22 protein-coding genes are annotated in these 23,302 nt (G+C 66.4%); 10 read left to right on the top strand and 12 right to left on the bottom strand.

Features of this window, described 5'->3' with window-relative positions:
- Nucleotides 1-48: 48 nt before the first annotated feature.
- Together DBZ32_RS05715 and DBZ32_RS05710 are read right to left on the bottom strand one after the other, a co-directional pair.
- Nucleotides 49-744 (bottom strand): response regulator transcription factor, encoded by a 696-nt coding sequence (locus DBZ32_RS05715; protein WP_119166106.1) that lies wholly within the window; start codon nt 742-744, stop codon nt 49-51.
- A gap of 225 nt (nt 745-969) precedes the next feature.
- A complete protein-coding gene (locus tag DBZ32_RS05710; RefSeq protein ID WP_162906583.1) occupies nt 970-1,611 on the bottom strand; it encodes a PAS domain-containing protein in 642 nt (213 codons plus the stop codon).
- 518 nt (nt 1,612-2,129) lie between these two features.
- Between DBZ32_RS05710 and DBZ32_RS05705 the strand changes: the two genes are divergently transcribed.
- On the top strand, nt 2,130-2,864 hold the full coding sequence (locus tag DBZ32_RS05705) for a class I SAM-dependent methyltransferase (RefSeq protein ID WP_162906582.1): 735 nt from the start codon (nt 2,130-2,132) through the stop codon (nt 2,862-2,864).
- A gap of 4 nt (nt 2,865-2,868) precedes the next feature.
- Here DBZ32_RS05705 and pncA read toward each other — a convergent pair whose 3' ends face one another.
- From pncA to gcvA, 6 genes are all read right to left on the bottom strand, one after another.
- The gene (gene pncA, locus DBZ32_RS05700; RefSeq protein WP_119166103.1) at nt 2,869-3,507 is read right to left on the bottom strand and encodes a bifunctional nicotinamidase/pyrazinamidase; all 639 of its coding nucleotides are present in this window, start codon (nt 3,505-3,507) and stop codon (nt 2,869-2,871) included.
- 104 nt (nt 3,508-3,611) lie between these two features.
- Nucleotides 3,612-4,790 carry a 4-hydroxybenzoate 3-monooxygenase gene (pobA, locus tag DBZ32_RS05695; RefSeq protein WP_119166102.1) on the bottom strand — a complete coding sequence of 393 codons (1,179 nt, stop codon included), beginning with the start codon at nt 4,788-4,790 and terminating at the stop codon, nt 3,612-3,614.
- Nucleotides 4,791-4,803: 13 nt separating this feature from the next.
- Nucleotides 4,804-6,126, bottom strand: coding sequence for a TRAP transporter large permease (locus DBZ32_RS05690; RefSeq protein ID WP_119166101.1), 1,323 nt, complete (start codon nt 6,124-6,126; stop codon nt 4,804-4,806).
- Nucleotides 6,123-6,662, bottom strand: a complete 540-nt coding sequence (locus DBZ32_RS05685; RefSeq protein WP_119166100.1) for a TRAP transporter small permease — start codon at nt 6,660-6,662, stop codon at nt 6,123-6,125. The genes DBZ32_RS05690 and DBZ32_RS05685 overlap by 4 nt, the downstream gene beginning before the upstream one ends.
- A gap of 76 nt (nt 6,663-6,738) precedes the next feature.
- The gene (locus tag DBZ32_RS05680) at nt 6,739-7,773 is read right to left on the bottom strand and encodes a TRAP transporter substrate-binding protein (RefSeq protein ID WP_119166099.1); all 1,035 of its coding nucleotides are present in this window, start codon (nt 7,771-7,773) and stop codon (nt 6,739-6,741) included.
- A gap of 178 nt (nt 7,774-7,951) precedes the next feature.
- Entirely contained in the window at nt 7,952-8,875 is a 924-nt protein-coding gene (gene gcvA, locus DBZ32_RS05675) for a transcriptional regulator GcvA (protein ID WP_119166098.1), read from the bottom strand.
- A 156-nt stretch (nt 8,876-9,031) separates the two neighbouring features.
- On the opposite strand from gcvA, the gene DBZ32_RS05670 reads away from it, so the two are divergent.
- The gene (locus tag DBZ32_RS05670; RefSeq protein ID WP_119166097.1) at nt 9,032-10,216 is read left to right on the top strand and encodes an MFS transporter; all 1,185 of its coding nucleotides are present in this window, start codon (nt 9,032-9,034) and stop codon (nt 10,214-10,216) included.
- Between the two features lie 46 nt (nt 10,217-10,262).
- Here DBZ32_RS05670 and pcaQ read toward each other — a convergent pair whose 3' ends face one another.
- Nucleotides 10,263-11,177: a pca operon transcription factor PcaQ gene (gene pcaQ, locus DBZ32_RS05665; RefSeq protein ID WP_119166096.1), complete on the bottom strand. Its 915-nt coding sequence runs from the start codon at nt 11,175-11,177 to the stop codon at nt 10,263-10,265.
- A gap of 110 nt (nt 11,178-11,287) precedes the next feature.
- Here pcaQ and pcaD point away from each other — a divergent pair, with 110 nt between their 5' ends.
- The 8 genes from pcaD to DBZ32_RS05625 all read left to right on the top strand — a co-directional run bounded on the left by pcaD (nt 11,288) and on the right by DBZ32_RS05625 (nt 19,441).
- Nucleotides 11,288-12,091 (top strand): 3-oxoadipate enol-lactonase, encoded by an 804-nt coding sequence (gene pcaD, locus DBZ32_RS05660; protein ID WP_119166095.1) that lies wholly within the window; start codon nt 11,288-11,290, stop codon nt 12,089-12,091.
- Nucleotides 12,084-12,512 carry a 4-carboxymuconolactone decarboxylase gene (gene pcaC, locus DBZ32_RS05655; protein WP_268877934.1) on the top strand — a complete coding sequence of 143 codons (429 nt, stop codon included), beginning with the start codon at nt 12,084-12,086 and terminating at the stop codon, nt 12,510-12,512. Before pcaD ends, pcaC begins: the two co-directional genes overlap by 8 nt.
- On the top strand, nt 12,509-13,261 hold the full coding sequence (pcaH, locus tag DBZ32_RS05650; RefSeq protein ID WP_119166093.1) for a protocatechuate 3,4-dioxygenase subunit beta: 753 nt from the start codon (nt 12,509-12,511) through the stop codon (nt 13,259-13,261). Before pcaC ends, pcaH begins: the two co-directional genes overlap by 4 nt.
- Before the next feature lies 1 nt (nt 13,262).
- The gene (gene pcaG / locus DBZ32_RS05645) at nt 13,263-13,895 is read left to right on the top strand and encodes a protocatechuate 3,4-dioxygenase subunit alpha (RefSeq protein ID WP_119166092.1); all 633 of its coding nucleotides are present in this window, start codon (nt 13,263-13,265) and stop codon (nt 13,893-13,895) included.
- 17 nt (nt 13,896-13,912) lie between these two features.
- Nucleotides 13,913-15,259 (top strand): 3-carboxy-cis,cis-muconate cycloisomerase, encoded by a 1,347-nt coding sequence (gene pcaB, locus DBZ32_RS05640; RefSeq protein WP_119166091.1) that lies wholly within the window; start codon nt 13,913-13,915, stop codon nt 15,257-15,259.
- 154 nt (nt 15,260-15,413) lie between these two features.
- A complete protein-coding gene (locus DBZ32_RS05635) occupies nt 15,414-16,343 on the top strand; it encodes a DMT family transporter (RefSeq protein ID WP_119166090.1) in 930 nt (309 codons plus the stop codon).
- 222 nt (nt 16,344-16,565) lie between these two features.
- Entirely contained in the window at nt 16,566-17,540 is a 975-nt protein-coding gene (locus DBZ32_RS05630) for a TAXI family TRAP transporter solute-binding subunit (RefSeq protein WP_119166089.1), read from the top strand.
- A gap of 23 nt (nt 17,541-17,563) precedes the next feature.
- Nucleotides 17,564-19,441 carry a TRAP transporter permease gene (locus tag DBZ32_RS05625; protein ID WP_235830056.1) on the top strand — a complete coding sequence of 626 codons (1,878 nt, stop codon included), beginning with the start codon at nt 17,564-17,566 and terminating at the stop codon, nt 19,439-19,441.
- A gap of 16 nt (nt 19,442-19,457) precedes the next feature.
- On the opposite strand, the gene betA is transcribed toward DBZ32_RS05625, so the two are convergent.
- From betA to betI, 3 genes are read right to left on the bottom strand one after another with little or no spacing between them, the layout of a single operon-like run.
- Nucleotides 19,458-21,128 carry a choline dehydrogenase gene (gene betA / locus DBZ32_RS05620; RefSeq protein WP_119166088.1) on the bottom strand — a complete coding sequence of 557 codons (1,671 nt, stop codon included), beginning with the start codon at nt 21,126-21,128 and terminating at the stop codon, nt 19,458-19,460.
- Nucleotides 21,129-21,153: 25 nt separating this feature from the next.
- Nucleotides 21,154-22,647, bottom strand: coding sequence for a betaine-aldehyde dehydrogenase (gene betB, locus DBZ32_RS05615; RefSeq protein WP_119166087.1), 1,494 nt, complete (start codon nt 22,645-22,647; stop codon nt 21,154-21,156).
- Nucleotides 22,640-23,233: a transcriptional regulator BetI gene (betI, locus tag DBZ32_RS05610; RefSeq protein WP_119166086.1), complete on the bottom strand. Its 594-nt coding sequence runs from the start codon at nt 23,231-23,233 to the stop codon at nt 22,640-22,642. Before betI ends, betB begins: the two co-directional genes overlap by 8 nt.
- Nucleotides 23,234-23,302: the final 69 nt, after the last annotated feature.

Below are 23,302 nucleotides of genomic sequence, written 5' to 3'. Positions count from 1 at the left end.
GTTTGTCTGGCCGCTTTGTCCGCGTCCCGACCGCCTGGCTGTGCCGAATCAGCTCACGGCCAAGCGGTAGCCGTAGCGCGGAACCGTGATGATCAAATCCGGCTCCTGAGGGTTCGCTTCGACTTTGCGCCGCAGACGGCTGATCAGAACGTCGACGGATCGTTCGGTCAGGGCATCCTCCGGACTTCCGACGGCATCGATTAGTTGCGCCCGGCTCAGGACGCGACCGTTGGCCATGGCCAGGGCGGACAGCAGATGGAATTCCCCCGCCGTAAGTTGAACTTCCTCGCCCTGCGGATCGGTCAGGCGATGACGTTGAAGGTCCAAGGTATGACCCCGGAAGGCGATCGGCGCGGCGGGATCCTTGTCGTCGGGCTTGGAGGAGCGGTTCAGGATCGCCCGCACGCGCGCCAGCAACTCGTTGGGATTGCAAGGTTTGGTGACATAGTCGTCGGCGCCCAGCTCGAAGCCGACCAAGCGGTTGGTTTCGTCGTCGCGACTTGTCAGCATCAGGATCGGCACGCGCGAGCGAGCACGGAGCTGGCGCGTCAGGACCAGGCCGTCTTCGTCCGGCAGATTGAGGTCGAGAACGATCAGATCGAACGCGGTGTCCCGCGTGCGGGCATGCAGGTCCTTGCCGTCGCCGCCCTCGGTGACGACGAATCCGGACTTCTCCAGAAAGGCGGCCAGCAGACGCCGCGTGAACTCGTCGTCCTCGATGATCAGGATGCGTTGGCTCTTCATGGTCGTCAGCAAACAATCTGTTGCGAAAGGCCGAAGAGGATCGACCTCACCATTGTAGTGAGTTCCCCACAGTAAAAAGCAACATGTAGATTGGATACGAAACGCTACCGCAAAGTGCAGGGAGGGCGAAACGCCCGCTGTCGTAGAGTTCTCAGGCGGCCCGCCCGAGCGCAGCCAAGTCCGGCGATACCCGTTTTGGGCGGCAGTTTCCGTGCGTTTGCGGGTCTAGCGCGTTCGCACGATGGCCATCCGCCCGGACTGGAAGTCGTCGGCTTGCAGGAACGGTGCATGGTTGAGGTTGCGCAGCGTCCCGAAGGTCTGGGCGGTGAGCACGTAGCGGATCGCCCCGGCGTCGTCGGCGAGCGGCAGCATCAGATGGCAGGTCGTCCGCAGGCCGGTCCGGTCGTCGACACAGGTCAGGTAGGCACCTTCCGCGTAGACAGGTGCTTCCAGCTCGGTCAGCAACCGCAGCTGCCGGTGAACCTGTGCTCCGTAGCCCTTGGCCGGCAGGATCTCGTCGAGATAGGCCCAGGTGAGACTGCGACCGGCGGCCTGCTCGATGGCCGTGCCTGCCAGACGGTAACGAAAGCGCTCTCCGTCGACGGAGATCAGCCGTTCGATGATGGAGATGTTTTGCAGCAGCTTGCGCGGCAACAAGGTCGGATCGATGGCCGAGCGCAAGGGCACGGCCCCGAGACCCTTAAAGCCCTGCCAGCAACTGAAGAGGTTGATGAAGTCGGGTTCCGGGAAACAGGCCGGGTGTATTGTCGCCGGGCGGGGCTGGTCCGCTCCGCCGATTTCGGGATCGCCCACGACGGCAAGGTGGTCTCGCGCCGTCGTGTTGCTGCCGAGGGTATTCCAAGTCATCGCCTTCTCCATTCCCTGTGCCTCCAATTCCATGAGCTGCAGTTGCCGTCCGTTCTGCTCCGGGCCTTTTCCGATTGGCGCCGGCGCAGCTTGCCGGGCTGAGCTTCTTATGGCTTCGCATGCCGGTGCGGCGCTGTGTGTGAACGAGAACCTCGCCGCCTGTGAACTAGAGCATCGCCAGTCGCTGCGAACGCAGTGTCAATCGCGCTTGAACGATCTGTTACAGCCCTCGACGGTGCGGCGCAGGGGCAGGTCCTGTTAGAAGGGAGCCTGAGCCGGGACTCGGCGCCTGGCGGTCGGCGGCAGCGAAAATCAGGCCGCTGTCGGCTCGAGGTGCCCAGTCTATGGACGGAGTTGACGGCCGCTCATGACGACCGCCGCTATTGAGTTACCGGCTTTGACTGTGTACTGGCGGTTCCAAGCTCGCGCCGCTGGACGGCGATTCGAATCGATAGGTCGAGGGTTTGCAGTCGACCTGCAGCGCGTTTCACGAAAATAAAAGAGCTGAAGGACCAACGGTGAAGTTCAAAAATCTGGGTAAGACCTTGCGCTTCGGCATCGGCCCCCGGGGACGGGAGCGTGAGAAGGCGGCGAAACGGAAACTGCGCGACGCCAAGTTCCGGGACGACGGCATCTGGTCGCACGAGGGTGATATCGTCCAGCGCAGATATGCCTCCTACGAGGCTTACGTGGAACACCAAGCCTCCAAACTGGAGGGCATCAGGTCCCGCCTCAATGACACGATCGACGAGGACTACCAGGACTTCCTTCGCCGTTTTCGCGACTGTACCGTTTTGAACGAGGCCGCCAACGTGCTGTGCCTCGGCGCGCGCCTGGGTACGGAGGTGCGCGCCCTCCACGCGCTGGGTATCTTCTCCGTCGGCATCGACCTCAATCCCGGCACCGACAATCGCCATGTCTTGCCGGGCGATTTCCATGCCGTTGCCTTTCCCGACCGGTCGGTCCAGGCGATCTATACCAATGCCCTGGACCACGTCTTCACCATCGAACAGTTCATGGCCGAGGTCCGTCGTCTGCTGGTACCCGGCGGTCACTTCGTCGTCGACATGGTGGACGGCTACGCGGAGGGCTTCACGCCCGGTGACTTCGAGGCGACTGCTTGGCGGGACAAGGGCGTCCTCATGGATCGTATCGCTTCCTGCGGCGGTCTGACCCGTCTCGAGGTGCGCGACCTCGGCACATTGCGCATGGAACATTGGATGCAGGCGGTGTTTCAATCTCCCGCCGACTAGCCGACTAGCTGGGAAGTTCCGACGAGCGGAGGATCCGTGCGCCCGCTGCTTCCATGGCCGATACCGCAGCAGCGCGGGAGTCCCCGAGATCGATGGCGCGGCAGGCATCCTCGATCAGGACGGCTTGGAAACCGGCGGCACGCGCATCCTCCACCGACCAGCCTACGCAGAAGTCCGTCGCCAGCCCGGCGAAGAACAGTCTCCGGAAGCCGCGAGCTCGCAAGTAGCCCTCCAGACCGGTCGTCGTACTGCGGTCGTTTTCCGTGAAGGCGGAGTAGGAATCGATGCCCGGACGAAAGCCCTTTCGCAGAATCAGTTCGACCCGCTCGGGATTGAAGTCGCCATGAAAGGCCGCGCCGGACGTGCCTTGAACGCAGTGGTCCGGCCAGAGCGTCTGTTCGCCGTAGGCCGCCTGGATCGTCTCGAAGGGCGACCGGCCCGGGTGCGCGGAAGCGAAAGAGCTGTGGCCGGCCGGATGCCAGTCCTGGGTTGCGATGACATGTTGGAAGCGCGCGGCGATACGGTTGATCACCGGCACCACGGCGTCTCCGTCCGGAACGGCCAGCGCGCCGCCCGGCATGAAGTCGTTCTGCAGGTCGATCACTACCAGGCAGTCGGACTCGCCAAGCGTTACCGTCGTCATGCTCCGCTGTCTCCCGTTCGGCTTTCGGTTCGACCTTGGCGAGACTATAGCGGGTCGAGCCTGGCGTCACGTCGCGTGCTGCGCGCAAGCGGGTCGGGCGCGTTTCAATAAGGCAGGCCGACGTAGTTCTCGGCGAGTGATGTCGCGGCGGCGCGTGAGCCGACCAGATAGTCCAACTCGGCTTCCTGGATCTTCTGGCCGAAGGGGCCGTCGTCGGGGAAGCGGTGCATCATGGTGGTGAACCACCAGGAGAAGCGCTCGGCCTTCCAGACCCGGGCCAGGGCGGCGGCGGAATAGCCGTCGATGCCGGCCTCGGAGCCGTCCCGGTAGTAGGCGGCCAGGGCTTCGTAGAGATAGTGCACGTCGCTGGCGGCGAGGTTCAGGCCCTTGGCGCCGGTCGGCGGTACGATATGTCCGGCATCGCCGCAGAGGAACAGGCGGCCGAAGCGCAGGGGCTCGGCGACGAAGGAACGCAGCGGCGCGATCGATTTCTCGATCGAAGGGCCCGTGGTCACGCACTGGGCGAGCCGATCCGGCAGACGATGACGCAACTCGTCCCAGAAGGCCTCGTCCGACCAGGCTTCGACCGCGTCGTTCAGATCGCACTGGATGTAATAGCGGCTGCGCTCCAGCGACCGCATCGAGCAGAGGGCGAAGCCGCGCGCGCTGTTGGCGTAGACCAGCTCGTGATTTGCCGGCGGCACGTCGGCCAACAGACCCAGCCAGCCGAAAGGATAAATCCGCTCGTAGGTCTTCAGGATGTTCTGCGGCGCGGACTGTCGGCTGATCCCGTGGTAGCCGTCGCAACCGGCGATGAAGTCGCAGTCGAGGCGATGGCTCCGACCGTCCTTCTCGTAGGTCAGGTAAGGGCTCTGCCCGTCGAAGTCGTGCGGCTGGACCTTATCCGCTTCGTAGATCGTCGGGGCCCCCACCTCCGCGCGGGCATCCATCAGGTCGTGGGTGACCTCGGTCTGTCCGTAGACCATGACGGTGTCGCCGCCGGTCAGCTCCTCCAGATCGATCCGGTGCAGCTCGCCGTCGAAGGCGAGGTTGACCCCGGCATGGACCAGCCCTTCGCTGTGCAGGCGCGTGCCGCAGCCGGCCTTGTCCATCAGGCCGACCGCGCCCTGTTCAAGCACGCCGGCCCGGATACGGCCGAGGACGTAGTCCTGGGAGCGGCGCTCCAGGATGACCGTCTCGATGCCGGCCCGATGCAGCAGTTGACCCAACAGGAGACCGGCCGGACCGGACCCGATGATTCCCACTTTGACGCGCTTGCTCATGGTTGCCGCCTGCTCAGAAGAGGGCCGAAACGAGGAAGAGTGTGATACCCGGGAAAAGCACCAGCAGCGCGACCCGAAGGAAGTCGCTGCAGATGAACGGCAGGGCGCCGCGATAGGTTTGCCCGATCGGGACGCCCCCCGACATGGAGTTGATGACGAAGAGGTTCATGCCGACGGGTGGCGTGATCAGTCCGACCTCGACCACGATCAGAACCAGGATGCCGAACCAGAGCGCGGTCTGTTCCGGCGTCATGCCGAAGTCCAGCGCCATGATGATCGGAAAGAAAATCGGAATGGTCAGCAGGATCATCGACAGGGAGTCCATGACGCAGCCGAACACCAGGTAGCAAAGCAGAATGGCGAGCAGGACCAGCCAGGGGCTATAGCCGCTGTCGCCGATGAAGCGGGCCGCCTCCTGCGGAAGCTGGGAGAAGGCGAGGAAGGAGTTGAAGACCGCGGCGCCAAGCAGGATGAAGAAGATCATACCGGTGGAGACCGCGGTCGCCAGGATCGCGTCGCGCAACCCACGCCAGTCGAGGCCGCCATTGACCCAGGCGACGATGCCGGTTCCGGCCGCGCCGACGGCGGCTCCTTCGGTCGGCGTGAACCAGCCCGCGTAGATTCCGCCGATCACCAGCAGGAAGATCGCAAGCACCGGCCAGACTTGGACCAGAGCCCGCCAACGCTCGTCCATCGGGCTCGCTGCGCGTCGCCCGGCGGACTCCGGGAAGACGCGAACATATATGGCGATAGTGAGCATGTAGCCGAGCGCGGCCAGGATGCCGGGCACGAAGGCCGCGACGAAGAGCTTGGCGATGTTCTGTTCGGTCAGGATCGCGTAGATCACCAGAATGACCGAGGGCGGAATCAGAATGCCCAAGGTGCCGCCGGCCGCGAGACTCGCGGTCGAAAGGGCGCCGGAGTAGCCGAAGCGTTTGAGCTCCGGTAGCGCAACCTGTCCCATCGTAGCGGCCGTGGCGAGCGAGGAGCCGCAGATCGCCCCGAAGGCGCCGCAGGCGCCGACCGAGGCCATCGCGATTCCGCCGCGCCGATGTCCCAGCCAGGCGGCGGCGGCCTGAAAGAGCGCGCGGGACATGCCGCCGCGCGTCGCGAACTGTCCCATCAGCAGGAACAGCGGCACGATGGAGAGGGAGTAGTTGGAGAAGGTGTCGTAGGGGACCGACTTGAGCTGGGCCAGGATCGGCCGCTCGCTGCCGGTGATGATCCAGACTCCGAAAAAGCCGATCAGCAGCATTGCCAGCCCGATCGGGATGCGGAGGAAGATCAGGAGAATGAGAATCGGGAAGGCCAGCAGACCCAGCTCGATGCCGCTCATGACGGCCAGCCCTTGCCCGGGGGTGGGCCCGAGGTCGGAGCGGCCGTCGTCTCCCGCAGCTCCCGCAGGCTGCGCAAGGCCGTATAGGCGCTGACGACCACGAAGAGCGCCGCGCCGAGAGCCGCGAAGACGTAGCCGATCCACAGGGGGATGCCCAAGATGAAGCTCGTCTCCCCGAAGGACAGCCGATCCTGGAGACCGAGCCAGAGGCGCCACGCGATCACGCCCGCCGCCGCGGTCAGGAGAAGGTTGCCGATCAGATCCGCGGCCAGGTTCACCCGTCGGCCCAGGGGTGCCATGAAGAGGTCGACCGTCACATGGCCGCGCTGGAGCTGGCACCAGGGTAGGAAGCTGAAGATCGCAAAGGCCGCCGCCATCTCGACCAGTTCGTAGTCGCCGGGCACCGGTCCGAGGCCGAGGGCGATCAGGCCCCGTCCGGTGACGCTCACGACGGTCAGGCCGGTCATGGCCAGCAAGGCGCCGCCGCCGGCGAGCGCCAGGCTCAGCGCGGCTCTGTGGATCAAACGTTCGATCACGGCTCGATCCTGGCTCCGGATGATTGAGGGAGAGACGGCGGGGCGGCCGCCGAGACCGCCCCGCCGCCGCGGAAACTCACGGGGCCGAGTGTTCGGCGATCAGTGCGCGGGCCCGCTCGACCAGCGCGGTGCCGTCCGCGCCGCTGTCGTTCATGTCTGCGATCCAGGCGTCGATGATGGGTTCGGCTGCCGTCCGCCAGCGGTCCGTCTCGGCGGCGTCGAGCATGACGATGCTGTTGCCGGCTTCCTCCGCGCGCTGCCGGCCCACGATGTCGCCGGCGTCCATGGCGCTGCCGAACAGGGCGGCCGCCTCGACGCCGGAGTTCGCGTCGATCACCGCCTTCAGGTCGTCGGGCAAGCTCTCATAACTGTCCCGGTTCATGACCATGGCGAAGGTCGCCGTGTAGAGGCCGTGATCGCCGTCGAAGCCCGTGTGGGTTTCGACCAGCTCGGACACCCTCAGGGGCACGGTGACCTCCCAGGGAATCACCGCGCCGTCGATCACGCCCTTGGACAGGGATTCCGGAACGGCCGGCACCGGCATGCCGATCGCCGTGGCGCCCAGGCGATCCAGCACCGCGGTGATCACCCGGGTCGGTCCGCGCAGCTTCAGGCCGTCCATGTCCTCGATCGCGCGAACGCCGTCGCCCTTCACGTGCAGCAGGCCGGGCCCGTGAGTATGGAACACCAGCGGCTGAACGTCGGCGAACTCGTCGAGCGCCGCCTCGGTGACGTACTCGTGGAAGGCGCGCGACGTCGCCTCGCCGGTCGTCACCATGAAGGGCAGCTCGAAGGCCTCGGTCTTGTTGAAGCGCCCCGGCGTATAGCCCAGCACGGTCCAGACGATGTCCACCACGCCGTCGCGGGCCTGATCGAACAGCGAGGGCGGAGCGCCGCCCAGTTGCATGGCCGGGAAGTGCTGGATTTCGATCCGACCGCCGGATTCGGTCTCCACGCGCTCGATCCAGGGATCGATGGCCTTCGAGGGGATGGTGGCCTGCGGCGGCAGGAACTGATGCAGCCGCAGCGTCACGTCCTGGGCTTGCGCGGCGGTAGCTCCGAAGAGCAGGGCGGCGGCGATCAGCCCGCCCGACAGCAGTTTGGCTCGCATGGTTCCGATGTCCTCCCTTTGTGTTTTTTCCGCCGATGCTTCGGTCGGATCCGCTTTTCCTGCAGTTTGCATCACGCAATGCCGAAGGAAAAATGAGGATTTCACGGGTTTGGATAACCTGAGCGTTATTGATGCGGGGCGCTTCCATTGAATGGCAGCCGCCAAGCTAGCGTCGAGGTCATGCGTCGGGGGCAACCGTCGGGCCATATCGCGGGTGCCGTTCGATCTCGCGCAAAAGCCATTGCCGAAACGGGGCGGCTCTGGCTTTGGCCGAGCGGTCGTGCGGGAACACCAAGTAGTACAGGTTGGGCGAGGCGAAGGCGGGGCCGAAGGGGCTGATCAAGCGGCCGTCCGAGAGGTGCTTGGCCGTCAGGAAATCGTCTCCGATCGCAACGCCCTGGCCATGCGCCGCTGCTTCCAGACATAGGAGGGTGTCGCTGAAGAGGGAGCCTGCCGTGCAGTCGATTCGGTCGCTCAGGCCGCAGAGCGCCACGAAGCGACACCATTCCTCCGTCGTGCGGTCATGCAGGAGCGTGCGGCCCGTCAGGCCGTCCGCCGCGCCAAGGCTGTCGTGGTCTTCCAGCAGTGCGGGACTGCAGACCGGAAAGAGCGACGGGCGGAAGAGCAGGTCGCAATGCAGGTCCGGCGGCGCTTCCTTGGCATAACGAATGCTGCAGTCGACCCGGTGGTTCGGTGAGTCGACTTGGTCGCGGGTCGCGGCGATTTCGATAGAGATATCCGGTACGGCCGCGCGAAACGCCGCCAGCCGGGGCACCAGCCAAAGGCTGGCGAAATCGGCGTCGACCGCGAGCACCAGACGCTCGTTTGGAGGCTTGCCCCGCAGTCCGCCAATGCCGGACTCCAACTGGTCGAATGCCGTTCCGACGATCGCCAGCAACTGCCGGCCGTGACTCGTCAGGATCACTTTCCGGTGGTGACGTTCGAAGAGGCGGAGACCCATCGCCTGTTCGAGATGCCGGATATGTCGGCTAACCGCACCCTGGGTCACGCTCAATTCGTTGGCGGCCTGTGTGAAGCTTTGCTTCCGCGCGGCAGCCTCGAAGGCCTTGAGGGCGTTGAGCGGGGGCAGATTGCGCGCCATTTGCGTGAGTTTTTCTCCTGCAAACACAGCTTTAATTTGGTTTGTCAGCGGCTTTGCCGATCGATCAGATGGTCCGGCTTTGCGGCGTTGGATGCAACCCGCTAAAGGCGCGTTCCAGAGTTCCTCTTCCAGAATAGCCTTCGGCCGGAGACCTCCATGTGCCCGTCTTTGCGCTCTACCGACGGACGACCTTCGGGCAGGGCGACGGACTGGCCCCTTCTGATCAATACCCTGATCTCCGTCACGGCCTTCGGCGTCGCCCTCGGCATGAGCTATCCCCTGCTGGCGATCAATCTCAAGGTCCAAGGGGCGAGCGCGACGCTGATCGGCCTCAATAGCGCGGCAATGGGCGCGGGTATACTCGCCTCCAGTTTTGCGCTGCCTGCCTTGCTCAAGGGGTTCGGGCCAAGGACGGTCATGCTGTTCGGCCTGCTCGGCAGCGCGGTAGCGATCGCCGGTTTCGCGTTGATATCCGACCTCGCCGTCTGGTTCTTCTTGAGAGTTCTGCTAGGATTCTGCCTGAACGCTACCTTTGTGATCGCGGAAGCCTTGATCAATGCGCGCGTCGACCCTGCCGTGCGCGGGCGGGTCGTAGGGCTCTACACGTCTTTGTCCGCACTCGGCTTCGGCATCGGACCTCTTCTGCTGATCTTGACCGGCACCTCGGGTCTGGCGCCCTACCTGGTTGTCATCGGTCTGATTGCCCTGAGCCTGCTCGCCGTGTTGCGGATCGAGGCGGCGGCCGTCTCCTCGTCTCTGCCGTCCGTGGGGGTTCGGCGAATGGCGGCCGTTGCGCTCGCCGCGCCTGGCCTGCTGCTGCTCGTTGGGGTTCACGCGGTCTTCGACATGAGCATGATGCAGCTCCTGCCGGTCTATGTGATCGAGAAGGGCTTGTCGGCCGAACGGGCCCCAGTGACCCTGACCGCCTTCTTGATCGGTATGGTGACCTCCCAGATCTTTATCGGCTGGCTGCTCGATATCACGTCCAAAACGGCGGTCGTCTTCGGCTGTTCCCTCGCGACTGCGGTCGCCTGTCTGCTTTTGCCGGTCGCCGTCGGCAGCGAGGTCTGGCTTTGGGTGGCGATCGCGGCATCCGGTGCCGCCTCCTTCGGGCTCTACACAGTGGCCCTGGCCGGGCTCGGGGCCCGTTTCAGCGGTGGCGCCTTGCTCTCGGGAACCGTGGTGTTCGGCCTGATCTACGGAGCGGGCAGTGTCGTCGGACCGGCCGCGTCCGGAGCGGCCATGGGGGCCATGGGACCGGATGCGGCGCCCTTGCTGTTCGCGGCTCTCTTTCTCTGCCTGGCACTCTCTTCGGTTCTCAAGCGACGTGGGATATCCTAGGGCGTCGCCGGATTTCAGCGGTCATGATCGAAGCCCTGTCCGGCCGTCACGGCGCCGCCGCGTCGACGATCCTGCGCAGGATGCCGGCGAAGAGAGTCATTGGCGGCGTCATGGCGATCTCCGCCCGCACGGTCAGGCCGACCGGACCCAGGGTCTGGTCGATGTTGAAGGGCAGTTCGACAAGCAGCCCGTCGGCTATATCGAGGGCGACGACGCCGTAAGAGATGAACCAGACGGCATCGGTTTTGCGCAGATAAGTCCGCCCGAAGGTGGCGGCGACCGTCTCGATCCGGTCGGGCAGGCGGGCGATCCCGCTGGTGATGAGAAGCTGTTCGCACAGCTCGCGGATCGCCGCGCCGGGATTGGGGAACAGTACGGTGTAGTCCGCGATCCGCGTCACGTCGTTCGTGGTCAGCAGCGGGTGGCCGGGACGGACCACCACCGCGACCCGCTCCGAATAGAGGTGATTGAAGCTCAGGCCGGTCATGCTCTCCTGCGGTCCCAGACGACCGACCACCAGGTCCAGCTCACCGTCGCGCAGCAGGTCGAGGATGTAGGGATTGGGGCCGGAGACGATGCGAATCGTCATCTCCGGCGTGGCCTCCTTGAAGCTCGCGACGGCGCCGGGAATGATACGGGCGGCCACGCTGGGCAGGGCGCCGACGGTCAGGATGTCCTGACCCTGCTGCCGGGCTTGGGCGATACCGTCCATGCCTTGTACCAGGGAGGCGAGGGCGGAGGCCGCATAGTGGAGAAAGGTTTCGCCGACCGGCGTCGTCGCGGCGCCGGCACGGCCGCGCTCCAGCAGCCGCGCCTCCACGATCTCCTCCAATTCCTTCAGGGTCTTGGAGACGGCCGGTTGGGTCACCGCGAGGGCGTCGGCGGCCTGCTTGACGCTGCCGCGTCGGGCTACCTCAACGAAGGTCCGCAGATGGCGAAGCTTGATTCTCGGGTCCAGCATGACTCACCAACATGACGCGGGGGTTATCGGTCCGCTCCAAAACCTAATTTTACATAACGGATCGGATCGCGCAGTCTGGAAAGAAAACGTGGTGATGGAGGAGGGTCCAAATGCAGTCAGCCCTGATCGACGGGCGGGTTATCGAGTACCGGATCGAGGGACCGGGTGACGGATCCAACGGCGGGCCGGTTCTGGTCTTCTCCAACTCGCTCGGCACCGATCTGCGGGTTTGGGACGCGCTCTTGCCGTTTTTGCCGGCCGGGCTGAGGATCCTGCGCTATTCCAAGGCCGGTCACGGGCTGAGCGATCTCGCCGGGGAGCGCCCGATCCTGGCTCACGCCGGCGATCTGCTGTCCTTGATGAACCAACTCGGCATCGCCAAGGCAACGCTTGTCGGTCTCTCGGTCGGCGGCATGATCGCCCAGTCCTTGGCGGCTGCCGCGCCGGAGCGCGTGACTGGGCTCGTGCTCTGCTGCACGGCGCAGAAGATCGGCACGGCGGAGATCTGGAACGAGCGCATCGCCGGCATTCGCGCGGGCGGGCTCGAGTCCCTGGCGGATGCCGTCATGGAGCGCTGGTTCTCCCCGGCTTTCCGCGAGACCCGCGCCGCCGAGCTGGCGCTCTGGCGCAACATGCTGCTGCGTACGCCGGCCAAGGGCTACAGCGCGCTCTGTGCCGCGATCCGCGACGCGGACCTGACCGCCGGGACCAAGTCTCTGTCGGTCCCGACGCTCTGCGTCGCCGGCAGCGTCGACGGCTCGACGCCGCCCGAGGTGGTGCGCGGCCTGACCGATCTGATCCCGGGCGCCGGTTTCGAGGTGATCGAGGGTGTCGGTCACATTCCCTGCGTCGAGGCGCCGGAGCGGCTCGGCCATCTGATCTCCGGAGTCCTGAAGGAGCATGGCCTTGGCTGAGCGCGACGGACAGATCTACGGCAAGACCTACGACGACGGCATGGCGACCCGCCGGCGGGTTCTCGGCGATGCGCACGTCGACCGGGCCGAAGCCTGCAAGACCGGCTTCGACGACGACTTCCAACGTTTCATCACCGAAGGGGCTTGGGGCTCGGTTTGGTCGCGGCCCGGGCTGACGCCCCGCGAACGCTCGCTGATCACCTTGGCCTTGCTCGCCGCCGGCGGTCATCAGGAGGAGATTGCGATGCACACCCGCGCGACCGCCAACACGGGAGCCACGCCCGACGATCTCAAGGAAGCGTTGCTGCATGTGGCGGTCTACGCCGGCGTGCCGGCGGCCAACGAGGCGATCCGCATCGTCAAGCAGACCCTGGAGGAAAGCGGCCGGCTGGAACCGGCTGCGGGAGAGCGGCCGGCATGAGCGACCCTTCGGCGACCAATCTGCGACCGCAGCCCGATCCGCTGATCCCACGCGATCACGCCTGGCATCCGCCGGCCCTGGCACCGGCCTACAAGACCTCGGTCCTGCGGTCGCCGCAGCGGCCCTTGGTCGCTCACGAGTCGACCCTGTCGGAGGGCACGGGGCCTGTCTTCGGCACGGAGGCGATCGGGCCCCTGGATAACGACCTGCTGCGGAACTTTGCCCAACAAGGCGCGCCGATCGGCCCTCGCATTCTGGTCCACGGGCGGCTCTGCGATGAGACAGGGCGCGGGGTGCCGGGCGCGATGATCGAGATCTGGCAAGCCAATGCCGGCGGGCGCTACCGTCATCGCAACGACGGCTATCTGGCGGCGCTCGACCCAAACTTCGGCGGTTGCGGCCGCACGCTGACGGACGACCGGGGCGCCTATGTCTTCCGCACGGTCATGCCGGGGCCTTACCCCTGGCCGAACAACGTCAACGACTGGCGGCCTGCGCATATCCATTTCTCGATCTTCGGGTCGGGCTTCGGTCAGAGACTGATCACCCAGATGTACTTCGAGGGCGATCCTCATATTCCGCTTTGCCCGATCCTCAACGCGATCCCGGACGCCCGGGCGGTCGATCAGTTGATCGCGCCTCTGGACATGGCCGCGACCGCACCGATGGATGCGCGCGCCTATCGGTTCGACCTGGTGCTGCGCGGGCGCCGCTCGACCTACTTCGAGACCCGGCCGGAGGGCAACTGACATGCCGCAAGCGCTCGACCGTCTAAGGGAAACACCCTCCCAAACCGCCGGTCCCTACGTCCATATCGGCCTGGTGCCGAGCCTGGCCGGCGTCGCGGGTGTCTATCCCATCGATCCGGGCGGCGTCATCGCAGGACCGGAGACGCCCGGCGAGCGCATTCGGGTGGAGGGCCGCGTCTTCGACGGCGACGGCGGTCTGGTCCGCGACGCGCTGATCGAGACCTGGCAGGCCGATGCCAACGGAGTCTACAACGCGCCACTCGATCCGCGGCACGGCCGTTGCGCCCCGGACTTCATCGGTTGGGGCCGCTGCGCTACCGACTTCGACAGCGGCGTTTTCGCCTTCGAGACCGTTAAGCCGGGGCCGGCGCCGGGACCGCGCGACAGCATGATGGCACCGCATATCTCCTTTTGGATCGTTGCCCGCGGCATCAATCTCGGCCTCTCCACCCGCCTCTACTTTCCCGAAGAGGAGACCGCCAACGCCGCCGATCCGGTTTTGCGGCGGATCGAGAACCCAGCGCGCCGAGCCACCCTGATCGCGCAATCGTCCGAAACCGGAGGCGACAACAAGCTCTACCGCTTCGATATCCGCTTGCAGGGCGAGGGCGAGACCGTCTTCTTCGCGACCTGACGGCGCCGGCTGAACCCATGCACAGCCGCAGAGTCTTTCCGGCCTACCTCGACGGTCTTCTCGGCGATCCGGAGACCGAGACGGCGCTCTCTGCCGAATCCCAGATCCGGGCCATGCTGCGGGTCGAAGCGGAGCTGGCCGCCGTGCAGGCGGAATTGAGACTCATTCCGTTCGAGGCGGCTGAAGTCATTGCCGGTCTCTGCGCGCGCCACCCGATCGCGCCGGAGGCTCTGCAAGAGGCCACCGCGCGCGACGGGGTCGTGGTGCCGGGCCTCGTGGCACAGCTTCGCGAGGCCTTGCCGCCCGAACTAGCCGCCTATCTGCACTGGGGCGCGACCAGCCAGGACATCCTCGATACCGCCGCCTGCCTGACCTTGCGGACGACGCTCGAGATTCAATCGGCGCGTCTGCAGGCCGTCATGGACCGATTGGCGGCTCTGGCGGATGCCCACCGGACCACGGTCATGCCGGCGCGCACGCGCGGACAGCAGGCAACCCCGACGACCTTCGGCTTGAAAGCGGCCGGCTGGTTGATGCCGCTCATCCGCCACGCGGCGCGCCTGACGGCGTTACGCCGGGACGCGCTCGCCGTTTCGCTCGGCGGCGCGAGCGGCACCCAGGCAGCCTTCGGCGTGCAGGCCGAGGAGATCGAGCGGCGTCTCGCCTTGCGGCTCGGCTTAGCCGTTCCGGTCCTGCCCTGGCACACACAGCGCGAGCGCTTCGTCGAGATCGGCAGCTGGATGACGGGTGTGGCCGGCGCGCTCGGAAAACTGGCCGGCGACGTCCTCCTGTTGGCGCAGTCCGAGGTCGGGGAGGTCGCACTGGCCGGCTCTGGCGGGTCCTCCACCATGCCCAACAAGGCCAACCCGACCAAAGCTGAAGCGGTCGTCGCTCTGGCGCGCCATACGGCGACGGAAATCTCGATGCTGCACCAGGCCGTCCTGCATGACCATGAGCGGGGCGGTGCGGCCTGGCAACTCGAATGGCTGACCTTGCCATCTGTGGCCGTCTCCTGCGGTGCCGCGTTGCGGCAGGCGCTCGGGCTGCTCGAGACGCTGGAGGTCAAGGCCGAGCGAATGAAGGCGAATGTCGAAGGTGCCAAGGGGCTGCTGCTCGCCGAGGCGGCCAGCTTCGCCTTGGCGGTCCATCTGCCGCGCCCGGACGCCCAAGCGCTCGTCGAGCAGGCCTGCGCCGAGGTCCGCGACAGCGGCCTGCACCTGATCGACAGCCTGCAACGCCGCTGCGACCTTCCGATCGACTGGGAGGCTCTGCGCGACCCCCTGGCTCAGACCGGGCGCAGCGATGCCCTGATCGATCGCGTGCTGGCCGCGCATCGGGATCTGCGGACGAGCGACCCCACGTAGCGAACACGCGGCAAGCGCGTCTCCGACACGGCTCCGGCGGTTTCTTCCCCGTAGATCCGCGCAGATCTGCCGGTCGGATTTCACCGCCCCGCAGGTCGCACTTCTCCTCTATGGTCCCTGCCTCTCTTGGGGAGTCGTGGGAGTCGCGACGGGTATGCCGGCCCTTGTTGCAGGTGCGCGCAAGCTGAGTGACTGGATGGGCGGCAACGCCTATCTGCTGCTAATCCTGACGGCGGCGGCCTGGGGCGGCAATGCCGTCGCCGGGCGGTTCGCCGTCGGCGAAGTTTCGCCCATGGCGCTGGTGGCCCTGCGCTGGGTTGGCGTGGTTCTGCTGGTGCTGATCTTCGCGCGCCGTCAGATGGTCTCCGAGCTGCCGGTGCTGCGCGTGCACTGGCGCTTCATGGCGCTGCTCGGGACGATCGGCTTCACGATCTTCAACGCGCTTTTCTACACGGCGGCCCAGACCACCACGGCCATCAACATCGGGATTCTCCAGGGCTCGATTCCGGTCTTCGTGCTGATTGGCGCCTTCCTGCTCGACCGTACGCCGGTGACGCCGCTGCAGATGCTCGGCGTGGCCGTCACGACGCTCGGCGTGGTGACCGTGACCGCCGCCGGCGAGCTGCAGCGCCTGCTGCAGATGAGTTTCGCGGAAGGCGATCTGATCATGCTGGTCGCCTGCGGTTTCTATGCCGCCTACACCGTCGCCCTGCGCCGCCGCCCGAAGGTCTCGGGGTTGGCGATGTTCTCGGTCATGGCTTTCGCTGCCTTCCTGGCCGCCTTGCCGCTGGCGGTGGCCGAAGCGGCGGCCGGCGCCTTCGTCTGGCCGAGCTTGACCGGCTGGGCGGTCGTGGCTTTCGTCATGGTCTTCCCCTCTTTCCTGGCTCAGCTTTCTTTCATGCAAGGGGTCAAGTTGATCGGGCCGGGCCGGGCCGGGGTGTTCGTCAACCTGGTGCCGATCTTCGCCGCGCTCTTCTCCGTGCTGCTGCTGGGGGAAACCTTCGCGCTTTTCCATGCGGTTGCTTTGGTGCTGGTGCTCGGCGGCATCTGGATCGCCGAGCGCGCGAAGTCCCGGCAAAGCTAGAGCCGGGACGGTTCCAGCCGGCCCTGGCCTTCGCCCAGTCTCCCTGCAAATCCCATCCGATCTTGCGAGTTTGCTTGACCCGCCGGCTGCTTGCCGAGCAGTGTCTGGCTCCTACGATCGCGTCATGACACTCATTGCTGTGTCGTTCGGGCGTAAACTCAACCGAAGAGATAAAGAGCGCCGGCAGAGGTCAAGCCGGCCCTTGAGGGAGGAAGACTTTTAATGCAGCTGCGCAAACTTTTGGCCGCCGGCGTGGGCGCCTTGGCCGGTCTCTCCTTGCTGGCGGGCGGCGCCAGTGCCGAGTCGCGTATCACCCTGAAGTCGGCGAAATCGACCTCGTCCTACTACGTGATGATGGTCCAGCTCGCCGAGATGCTGAAGGACGCCAGCGGCGGCGATATCCTGCCGACGGTGGAGGAGAGCCAGGGCTCTGTCCAGAACGTCAAGGAGTCGAAGGTCCGTCCCGGCAACTTCTTCTTCACCTCGCCGCCCAGTCTGCTGGCCGCGGCGCGCGAGGGCCGCAAGCCCTTCGAGGGCGAGTCCTTCGATACCGCGCGGACCCTCTTCGTCATGCCCTTCGTGACGATCCATTTCGTCGTGCGCGAGGACGCCGAGGTCGCGACCTTGAGCGATCTTGCCGGCAAGGACTTCATTGCGGGCGGCAAGGGTTCCTTCTGCGAGCGTCGGGCCAAGTCGATCCTCGATGCCCTGGAGCTGACCGATAAGATCGACCTGGTGGACGTCGAGCTGGATGCCGCGGCCCCCGCCGTGCGCAACGCCAAGGTGGACGGTTTCGTCACCTGCAGTTCGCACCCGACTCCGGGTCTGGTCGAGCTGGCCACCACCACGCCGGTCGAAGTGCTCTCGCTGACGGCCGAGGAGCGGCAGACCATCGTCGAACTGGACCCGCTGTCCGGGCCGGTCACCATCGGCGCCGGAACCTACAAGGGCCAGGATCGGGAGGTTTCGACCGTCGGCGTGCCGGTCGGCGGGTACGGTACGGCCGGAATGGACGAGGAGGTCGCCTACTTCCTGACCAAGACCTTCTGGGAATGGAAGGATCGGCTGGCCGGCGAGAACCCCTGGTGGGACGGCGTCACGGTCGATCTCTTGAGTCAGATGGGGGCGCCGCTACATCCGGGCGCGCGGCGCTACTACGAGGAACAGGGCATCGACCTGCCGGACGCCCTGCTTTGATGCGGCCTGCGGGCCTCTAGCCGATGGCGGGTCCGGTTGCCGCCACCGTGGAGACTCACGGCACCGTTCTCGTGGTGTCGGAGGAGCGCGGTATTCCAGACGATTCTCCCCTGGCCGGACCGCTGTCGCGGCTCGGCCTGCGGGACTGGGCGATGCTGGCCTGCGGTCTGATCTCGGTCGGGTTCCACCTTTACCTCGTCTTTTCGGGCTTGATCCCGAACCTCATCACGCGGCCGCTGCATTTCGCGCTGGCGCTGCCCTGGATCTTCTTTCTCGCGCTGACGCCCAACCGATTCGCCCGCTGGTCGGGTTATGCACTGGGCTTTATCGGATTGCTCGCAGCCGGCTTCATCGCGGCGGAGAGCGACCGCTTGGTCGATCAGTACGGCTCTCTGCAGGGGACTTTGCAGCGCGCGGTCGCTCTGGCGGTGATCCTGGTGGCGCTGGAGATGGCGCGGCGCGCCATCAAGTGGGTCTTACCGGCCATCACACTGCTGGTGCTGCTCTACGGCTACTTCGGCGACCTGATTCCCGGCACTTTCGGTCACGGCGGACTACCGTTCGACTACTATTTCGGAACGCTCGTGATCACCGGCGGTGGCATGTGGTCCAGCCTCACCGGCATCTCGGCGGAGATGATCGCGCCCTTCATCATCCTCGGCGCCTTCATCTCGGCCGGAACGGCGGGCACCGGCTTCATGGCCGTGGCGACCCAACTGGCCGGCCGCTTCCGGGCCGGAGCGGCCAAGATCGCGGTGCTTTCCAGCGCCCTCTACGGCACCATCTCCGGGGTCGCCGCCGCCAACACGGCCTCGACCGGAATGGTGACCATCCCGGCCATGAAGCGGCTGGGCTATCCGCCCTCCATGGCGGCGGCGACGGAGGCCGTGGCCTCGACCGGCGGCCAGATCATGCCGCCGCTGATGGGGGCCGGGATCTTCGTGATGGCGGAGCTGCTGCGCAGCGACTACACGACCATCATGGTCGCCGCGACCCCGCCGGCGCTGCTCTTCTTCCTGACGGCCTGGATGGGGGTGCATGCCTACGCGCTGCGCTTCGGCCTGCGCGGTCTGCGGCGCGACGAGTTGCCGGGCTGGTCGCTGGTGCTGCGCAGCGTCCCCTTCTTCCTGCTGCCCTTCGGCATCCTGGTCTACATGCTGGTCTTCACGGCCTACACCGCGCCTTACGCCGCCTTCTTCGCGACGCTGGCGGCGCTCTTGCTGCTGGCCACCGACTCCATCGGCAGCTTCGACCTGCGCCGCTGGCTGCATCGGCTTTGGACCGGCTGCGTCAGTGCCGGGCGGCAGATCGCCTCCATCGCCGCGATCATCGTCTGCGCCAGCCTGATCGTCGGCGTGTTTCACATGACCGGTCTGGGCGTGAAGATCACTTCGCTGATTCTCTCGGCCTCCGGCGGGGAGTTGTGGATCGCCTTGCTGCTGACGGCGCTCGCCAGCCTGGTGCTGGGGATGGAGCTGCCGACGACGGCCGCCTATGTGATCTGCGTGGCGGTGGCCGGTCCGGCTCTGGTCGAGCTGGGCTTGCCCGAACTCTACGCGCACCTCTTCGTCTTCTGGTATGCGCTGCTCTGCACGATCACCCCGCCGGTCTGCGGCAACGTCTTTATCGCCGCCGGCATCGCCGAGACGCCCTGGATCCCCGTGGCCTTGCGCTCCATGGCGCTCGGGCTCGGCCTGTTTCTCGTACCGCTCGGCTTCGTCGCCAACCCGGCCCTGCTGATGCTCGCCGAGGCGCCGCTGCTGACTCTGGCCGCCTTGGTCAAGGTCGCGGCCGCGCTGTTCCTGCTGTCCTACGCCGTGATCGGCCCGACGCCGAAGGCCTGGCTGCGCCTTCCGGCCTTCGCGGGCGGGATCGTCCTGTTGTTCGCCTTCGGAATCTGACGACCGGCAGCCCGTCCTAGCGCTGCTGGCTTTCCCACTGCGGGTGGATCCAGACGGCCGCTTCCGAGGGAGGCAGGGCCTGGCGCCCGCGGAGGTCGTCGGCGATCTTCTCGGCCAGCATCACGGTGGGTGCATTGAGATTGCCGCTGACGATGTCCGGCATGATCGAGGCGTCCACCACGCGCAGCCCCTCGACCCCATAGACCCGACCGGCGCCGTCGACCACCGCCAGGGGATCGCTGTCGGGGCCCATCTTGCAAGTGCAGGAGGGGTGGTAGGCGCTCTCGCCCTCGGCGCGCACGAAGGCGTCCAGGTCCGCGTCACTGGTGACGGTCGGGCCTGGGCTCAGTTCCGCTCCACGCAGAGGGTCGAAGGCCGCTTGCGCGAAGATTTCACGGGTCAGCTTGATGCCTTCGCGCATCTCCCGGCGATCCTGCTCGCTGGCCATATAGTTGAACAGGATCGAGGGCGCCGCCTTCGGGTCGGCGGAACGGAGCTTCAGCTTGCCGCGGCTCGTCGGCCGCACCGGCCCGACATGGGCCTGGAAGCCGTGACCGCCGGCCGGGCTGCTGCCGTCGTAGTTTATGGCGATGGGCAGGAAGTGATACTGCAGATCGGGGTGCTCGACGCCGGCGCGGCTGCGAATGAAGCCACCGGCCTCGAAGTGGCTGGTGGTGCCGAGGCCCTTGCGGAAGAACACCCAGTCCATGCCGATCTTCAGCTTGTTCCAGGGTTTGAGCGACGGGTAGAGGGTCACCGGTTTCGTGCAGGCGTGCTGGACGTAGACCTCCAGATGGTCCTGCAGGTTGTCGCCAACGCCGGGGCGGTCCGCCACGATCTCGATCCCCAGCGCGCGCAGCTCGTCGGCCGGGCCGATGCCGGAGAGCAGCAGCAGTTGCGGCGAGTTGATCGCGCCGCCCGCCAGGATCACCTCGCGCTCGGCCCGGACGGACCGTTCCAGGCCGCGGCGCTTGTAGGTCACGCCGGTCGCGCGGCCGCCCTCGACCCCGATCTTGGTGACCAGGGCGCGGTCGATCACGCTCAGGTTCGGCCGGGTCGTCGCCGGCTGCAGGTAGCCCTTAGCGGCCGACCAGCGCTCGCCGGCCCAGGTGGTGCGGTCCAGGCGCGACAGCCCCTCCTGCTGTGCGCCGTTCATATCTTCGGTAATGGGGTAGCCTGCTTGCCGGCCGGCTTCGATCCAGGCGTTGTAGAGGGGGTGATCGAGTCGGCCCGCCGTCACCCGAAGCGGGCCATCGCCGCCGTGATAGGCGTCCTCGCCCGCTTCGTGCGTCTCCGCCTTGCGGAAGTAAGGCAGCACATGACTGTAGTCCCAGCCCCGCAAGCCTTTCTGTGCCCAGCGGTCGTAGTCGCGCGCGTGTCCGCGCACGTAGGCCATGCCGTTGATCGAACTCGATCCGCCGATCACGCGGCCGCGCGGCTGATAGATCTGCCGGCCGTCCATGTAGGGCTCGGGCTCGGACTGGTAGGCCCAGTTGTAGCGTTTGCCCTTCAGCGGTTCGGCCAGGGCCGCCGGCATATGGATCATCCAAGACATCAGGCCGCGGTCCGGGCCGCCGGCCTCCAGCAGCAGCACGGAGACGGCGGGATCTTCGCTCAGCCGGGCGGCCAGCACGCAGCCGGCCGAACCGGCCCCGACGATGACGTAGTCGTAGGCTTGCTCGCGCATTTTTTTGTCTTCTATCTCGAGAGTCTCAATAAGGAGAGTCGACGTCGCCCATCTCGACGTAGACGGATTTCAGTTGGCTGTAGTGTTCGATCGCGGCCCGGCCGTTCTCGCGGCCGAGACCGGATTGCCGGTAGCCGCCGAAGGGCATTTCGATGGGCGTGAGGTTGTAGGTGTTGATCCAGCACGTGCCCGCCTGCAGCCGGGCGATCACCCGGTGCGCGCGTCTCAGGTCGCGGGTGAAGATGCCGGCTGCCAGACCGAAGGGCGTCGCGTTCGCGCGGGCGACGACCTCCTCTTCCTCGGTAAAGGTGAGGAGGGAGAGCAGGGGGCCGAAGACTTCCTCGCGCACGATGCTCATCTCGTCGTTGCAGCCGTCGAAGATGGCCGGCGCCATGTAGTTGCCGTTGGCCAGGGCCGGCTCCTCCGGCGCGCCGCCGCCCGCGACCAGCCTGGCGCCGGCTGCGACGCCGGCCTGGACGTAGGCAAGCACCTTGTCGCGGTGTTCCGCCGAGATCAGCGCCCCCACCTGGGTCGCGGGGTCCATCGGATCGCCGATCCGCATGGCCTTCGTGCGGGCGACCAGCTTCTCCAGAAAGGCATCCTTGACGGGGGCTTCGACGAAGACGCGGGTGCCGTTCGAGCAGATCTCGCCCTGGGTAAAGAAGTTCGCCAGCAGCGCGGCCGAGACGGCGTTGTCGAGATCGGCGTCGGCGAAGACGATCAGCGGCGACTTGCCGCCCAATTCCAAGGTGACTTCCTTGAGGGTCTTGGCGGCGTCGGCCATCACCTTCTTTCCGGTCCCGACTTCACCGGTCAGAGAAACCTTGGCGATCCGCTCGTGCCGCGTCAGCAACTGCCCGGTCTCCGCGAAGCCCTGGACCACGTTGAACACGCCGTCCGGCAGTCCGGCCTCCTTGAAGACCTCGGCTAGCTTCAACGCGGTCAAGGGTGTCAGTTCCGCCGGCTTGAAGATCATGGCGTTGCCGCAGGCCAGGGCCGGCGCGGCTTTCCAGCAGGCGATCTGGAGCGGGTAGTTCCAGGCGCCGATCCCGGCGCAGATCCCGAGCGGCTCCCGCCGCGTGTAGAAGAAACTGTGGTTCCATTCGGCGCCCAGATCGACGTGCTCTCCGCCCAGCGTCGCCGCCAGCCCGCCGTAGTACTCCAGGCAGTCGGCGCCGGAGTGAACGTCGACCGTCTCCGACTCCGAAATCGGCTTCCCACTGTCCAGCGTCTCCAGGACCGCCAGCTCGCGATTGCGTGCGCGCAGAAGATCGGCCGCGCGTTTCAGCACGCGGCCTCGGGCCGTGCCGCCCATGTCGGACCAGGCGGCGAAGCCGGCTTCCGCCGCCGCGACCGCCGCTTCGATCTCGGCGGCGCCGGAGATCTGTACGTCGCAGAGCGCTTGGTTGGTCGCCGGGTTGAGGGTCTCGAAGGTTCGGCCGTCGCCGTTGTCGAGCGGGTGGCCGCCGATCCAGGCCTTCTGGGTCGTGAGGGTCGGCAGAAGGGTCGCGTCAGGCATCGACGGGCTCCCGTGCGAGTTGGGTGTGCAGATAGTCGCGGACGATCCGCCGCGCGGAGCTGCTGCCCGGCCGGCCGCCGGCCAGGGTGGCGCGCAGCCAGAGGCCGTCGATCAGTCCGGCCAGGCCCTCGGCGAGATCGCGTGCCGGGCGCTCTCGCATGAGCTGCTTCGCGGCGTGGAAGAGATTGGCGAACATACGCCGTTGATAGACGCGCTGAATGCGCTCCAGGGCTGGGACATGCAGGGACTGCGCCCAGAAGGCGAGCCAGACCTTGGCGAGGCGCGGGTCGAACTGATTGGTCGCCAGGTTCGCGTCGATCACCGCCTCCATGCGCGCACGAGGAGTCCTTGCCGCCGTCAGGCGCGCGACCAGGTCTCGGTTCAGGTCTTCGAAGAGGGCGCGCAAGGTCGCTTCCAGCAGGCCGTTCTTGTCGGTGAAGTAGTGGGCCACCAAGCCGGGCGAGACGCCGGCGCGCTTGGCGATGGCTTGCAGGCTGGCGGCGGCGAAGCCGACTTCGTGGATCGTGTCGATCGTCGCCTCGATCAGTTGGCGCCGACGTAGCCGTTCCATGCCGAGCTTTGGCATCTCTGCCGTCCCGAATCTGCCGTCCCGAACCGGCGTTTTCCTATCGGCCAGGCCCCGAGTCCCGCGAGG

The sequence above is a fragment of the Algihabitans albus genome (assembly GCF_003572205.1).
Lineage (GTDB): Bacteria > Pseudomonadota > Alphaproteobacteria > Kiloniellales > DSM-21159 > Algihabitans > Algihabitans albus.
The sequence above is the reverse complement of the archived record's forward strand: the minus strand, read 5'-3'. Positions and strand labels throughout refer to the sequence as shown.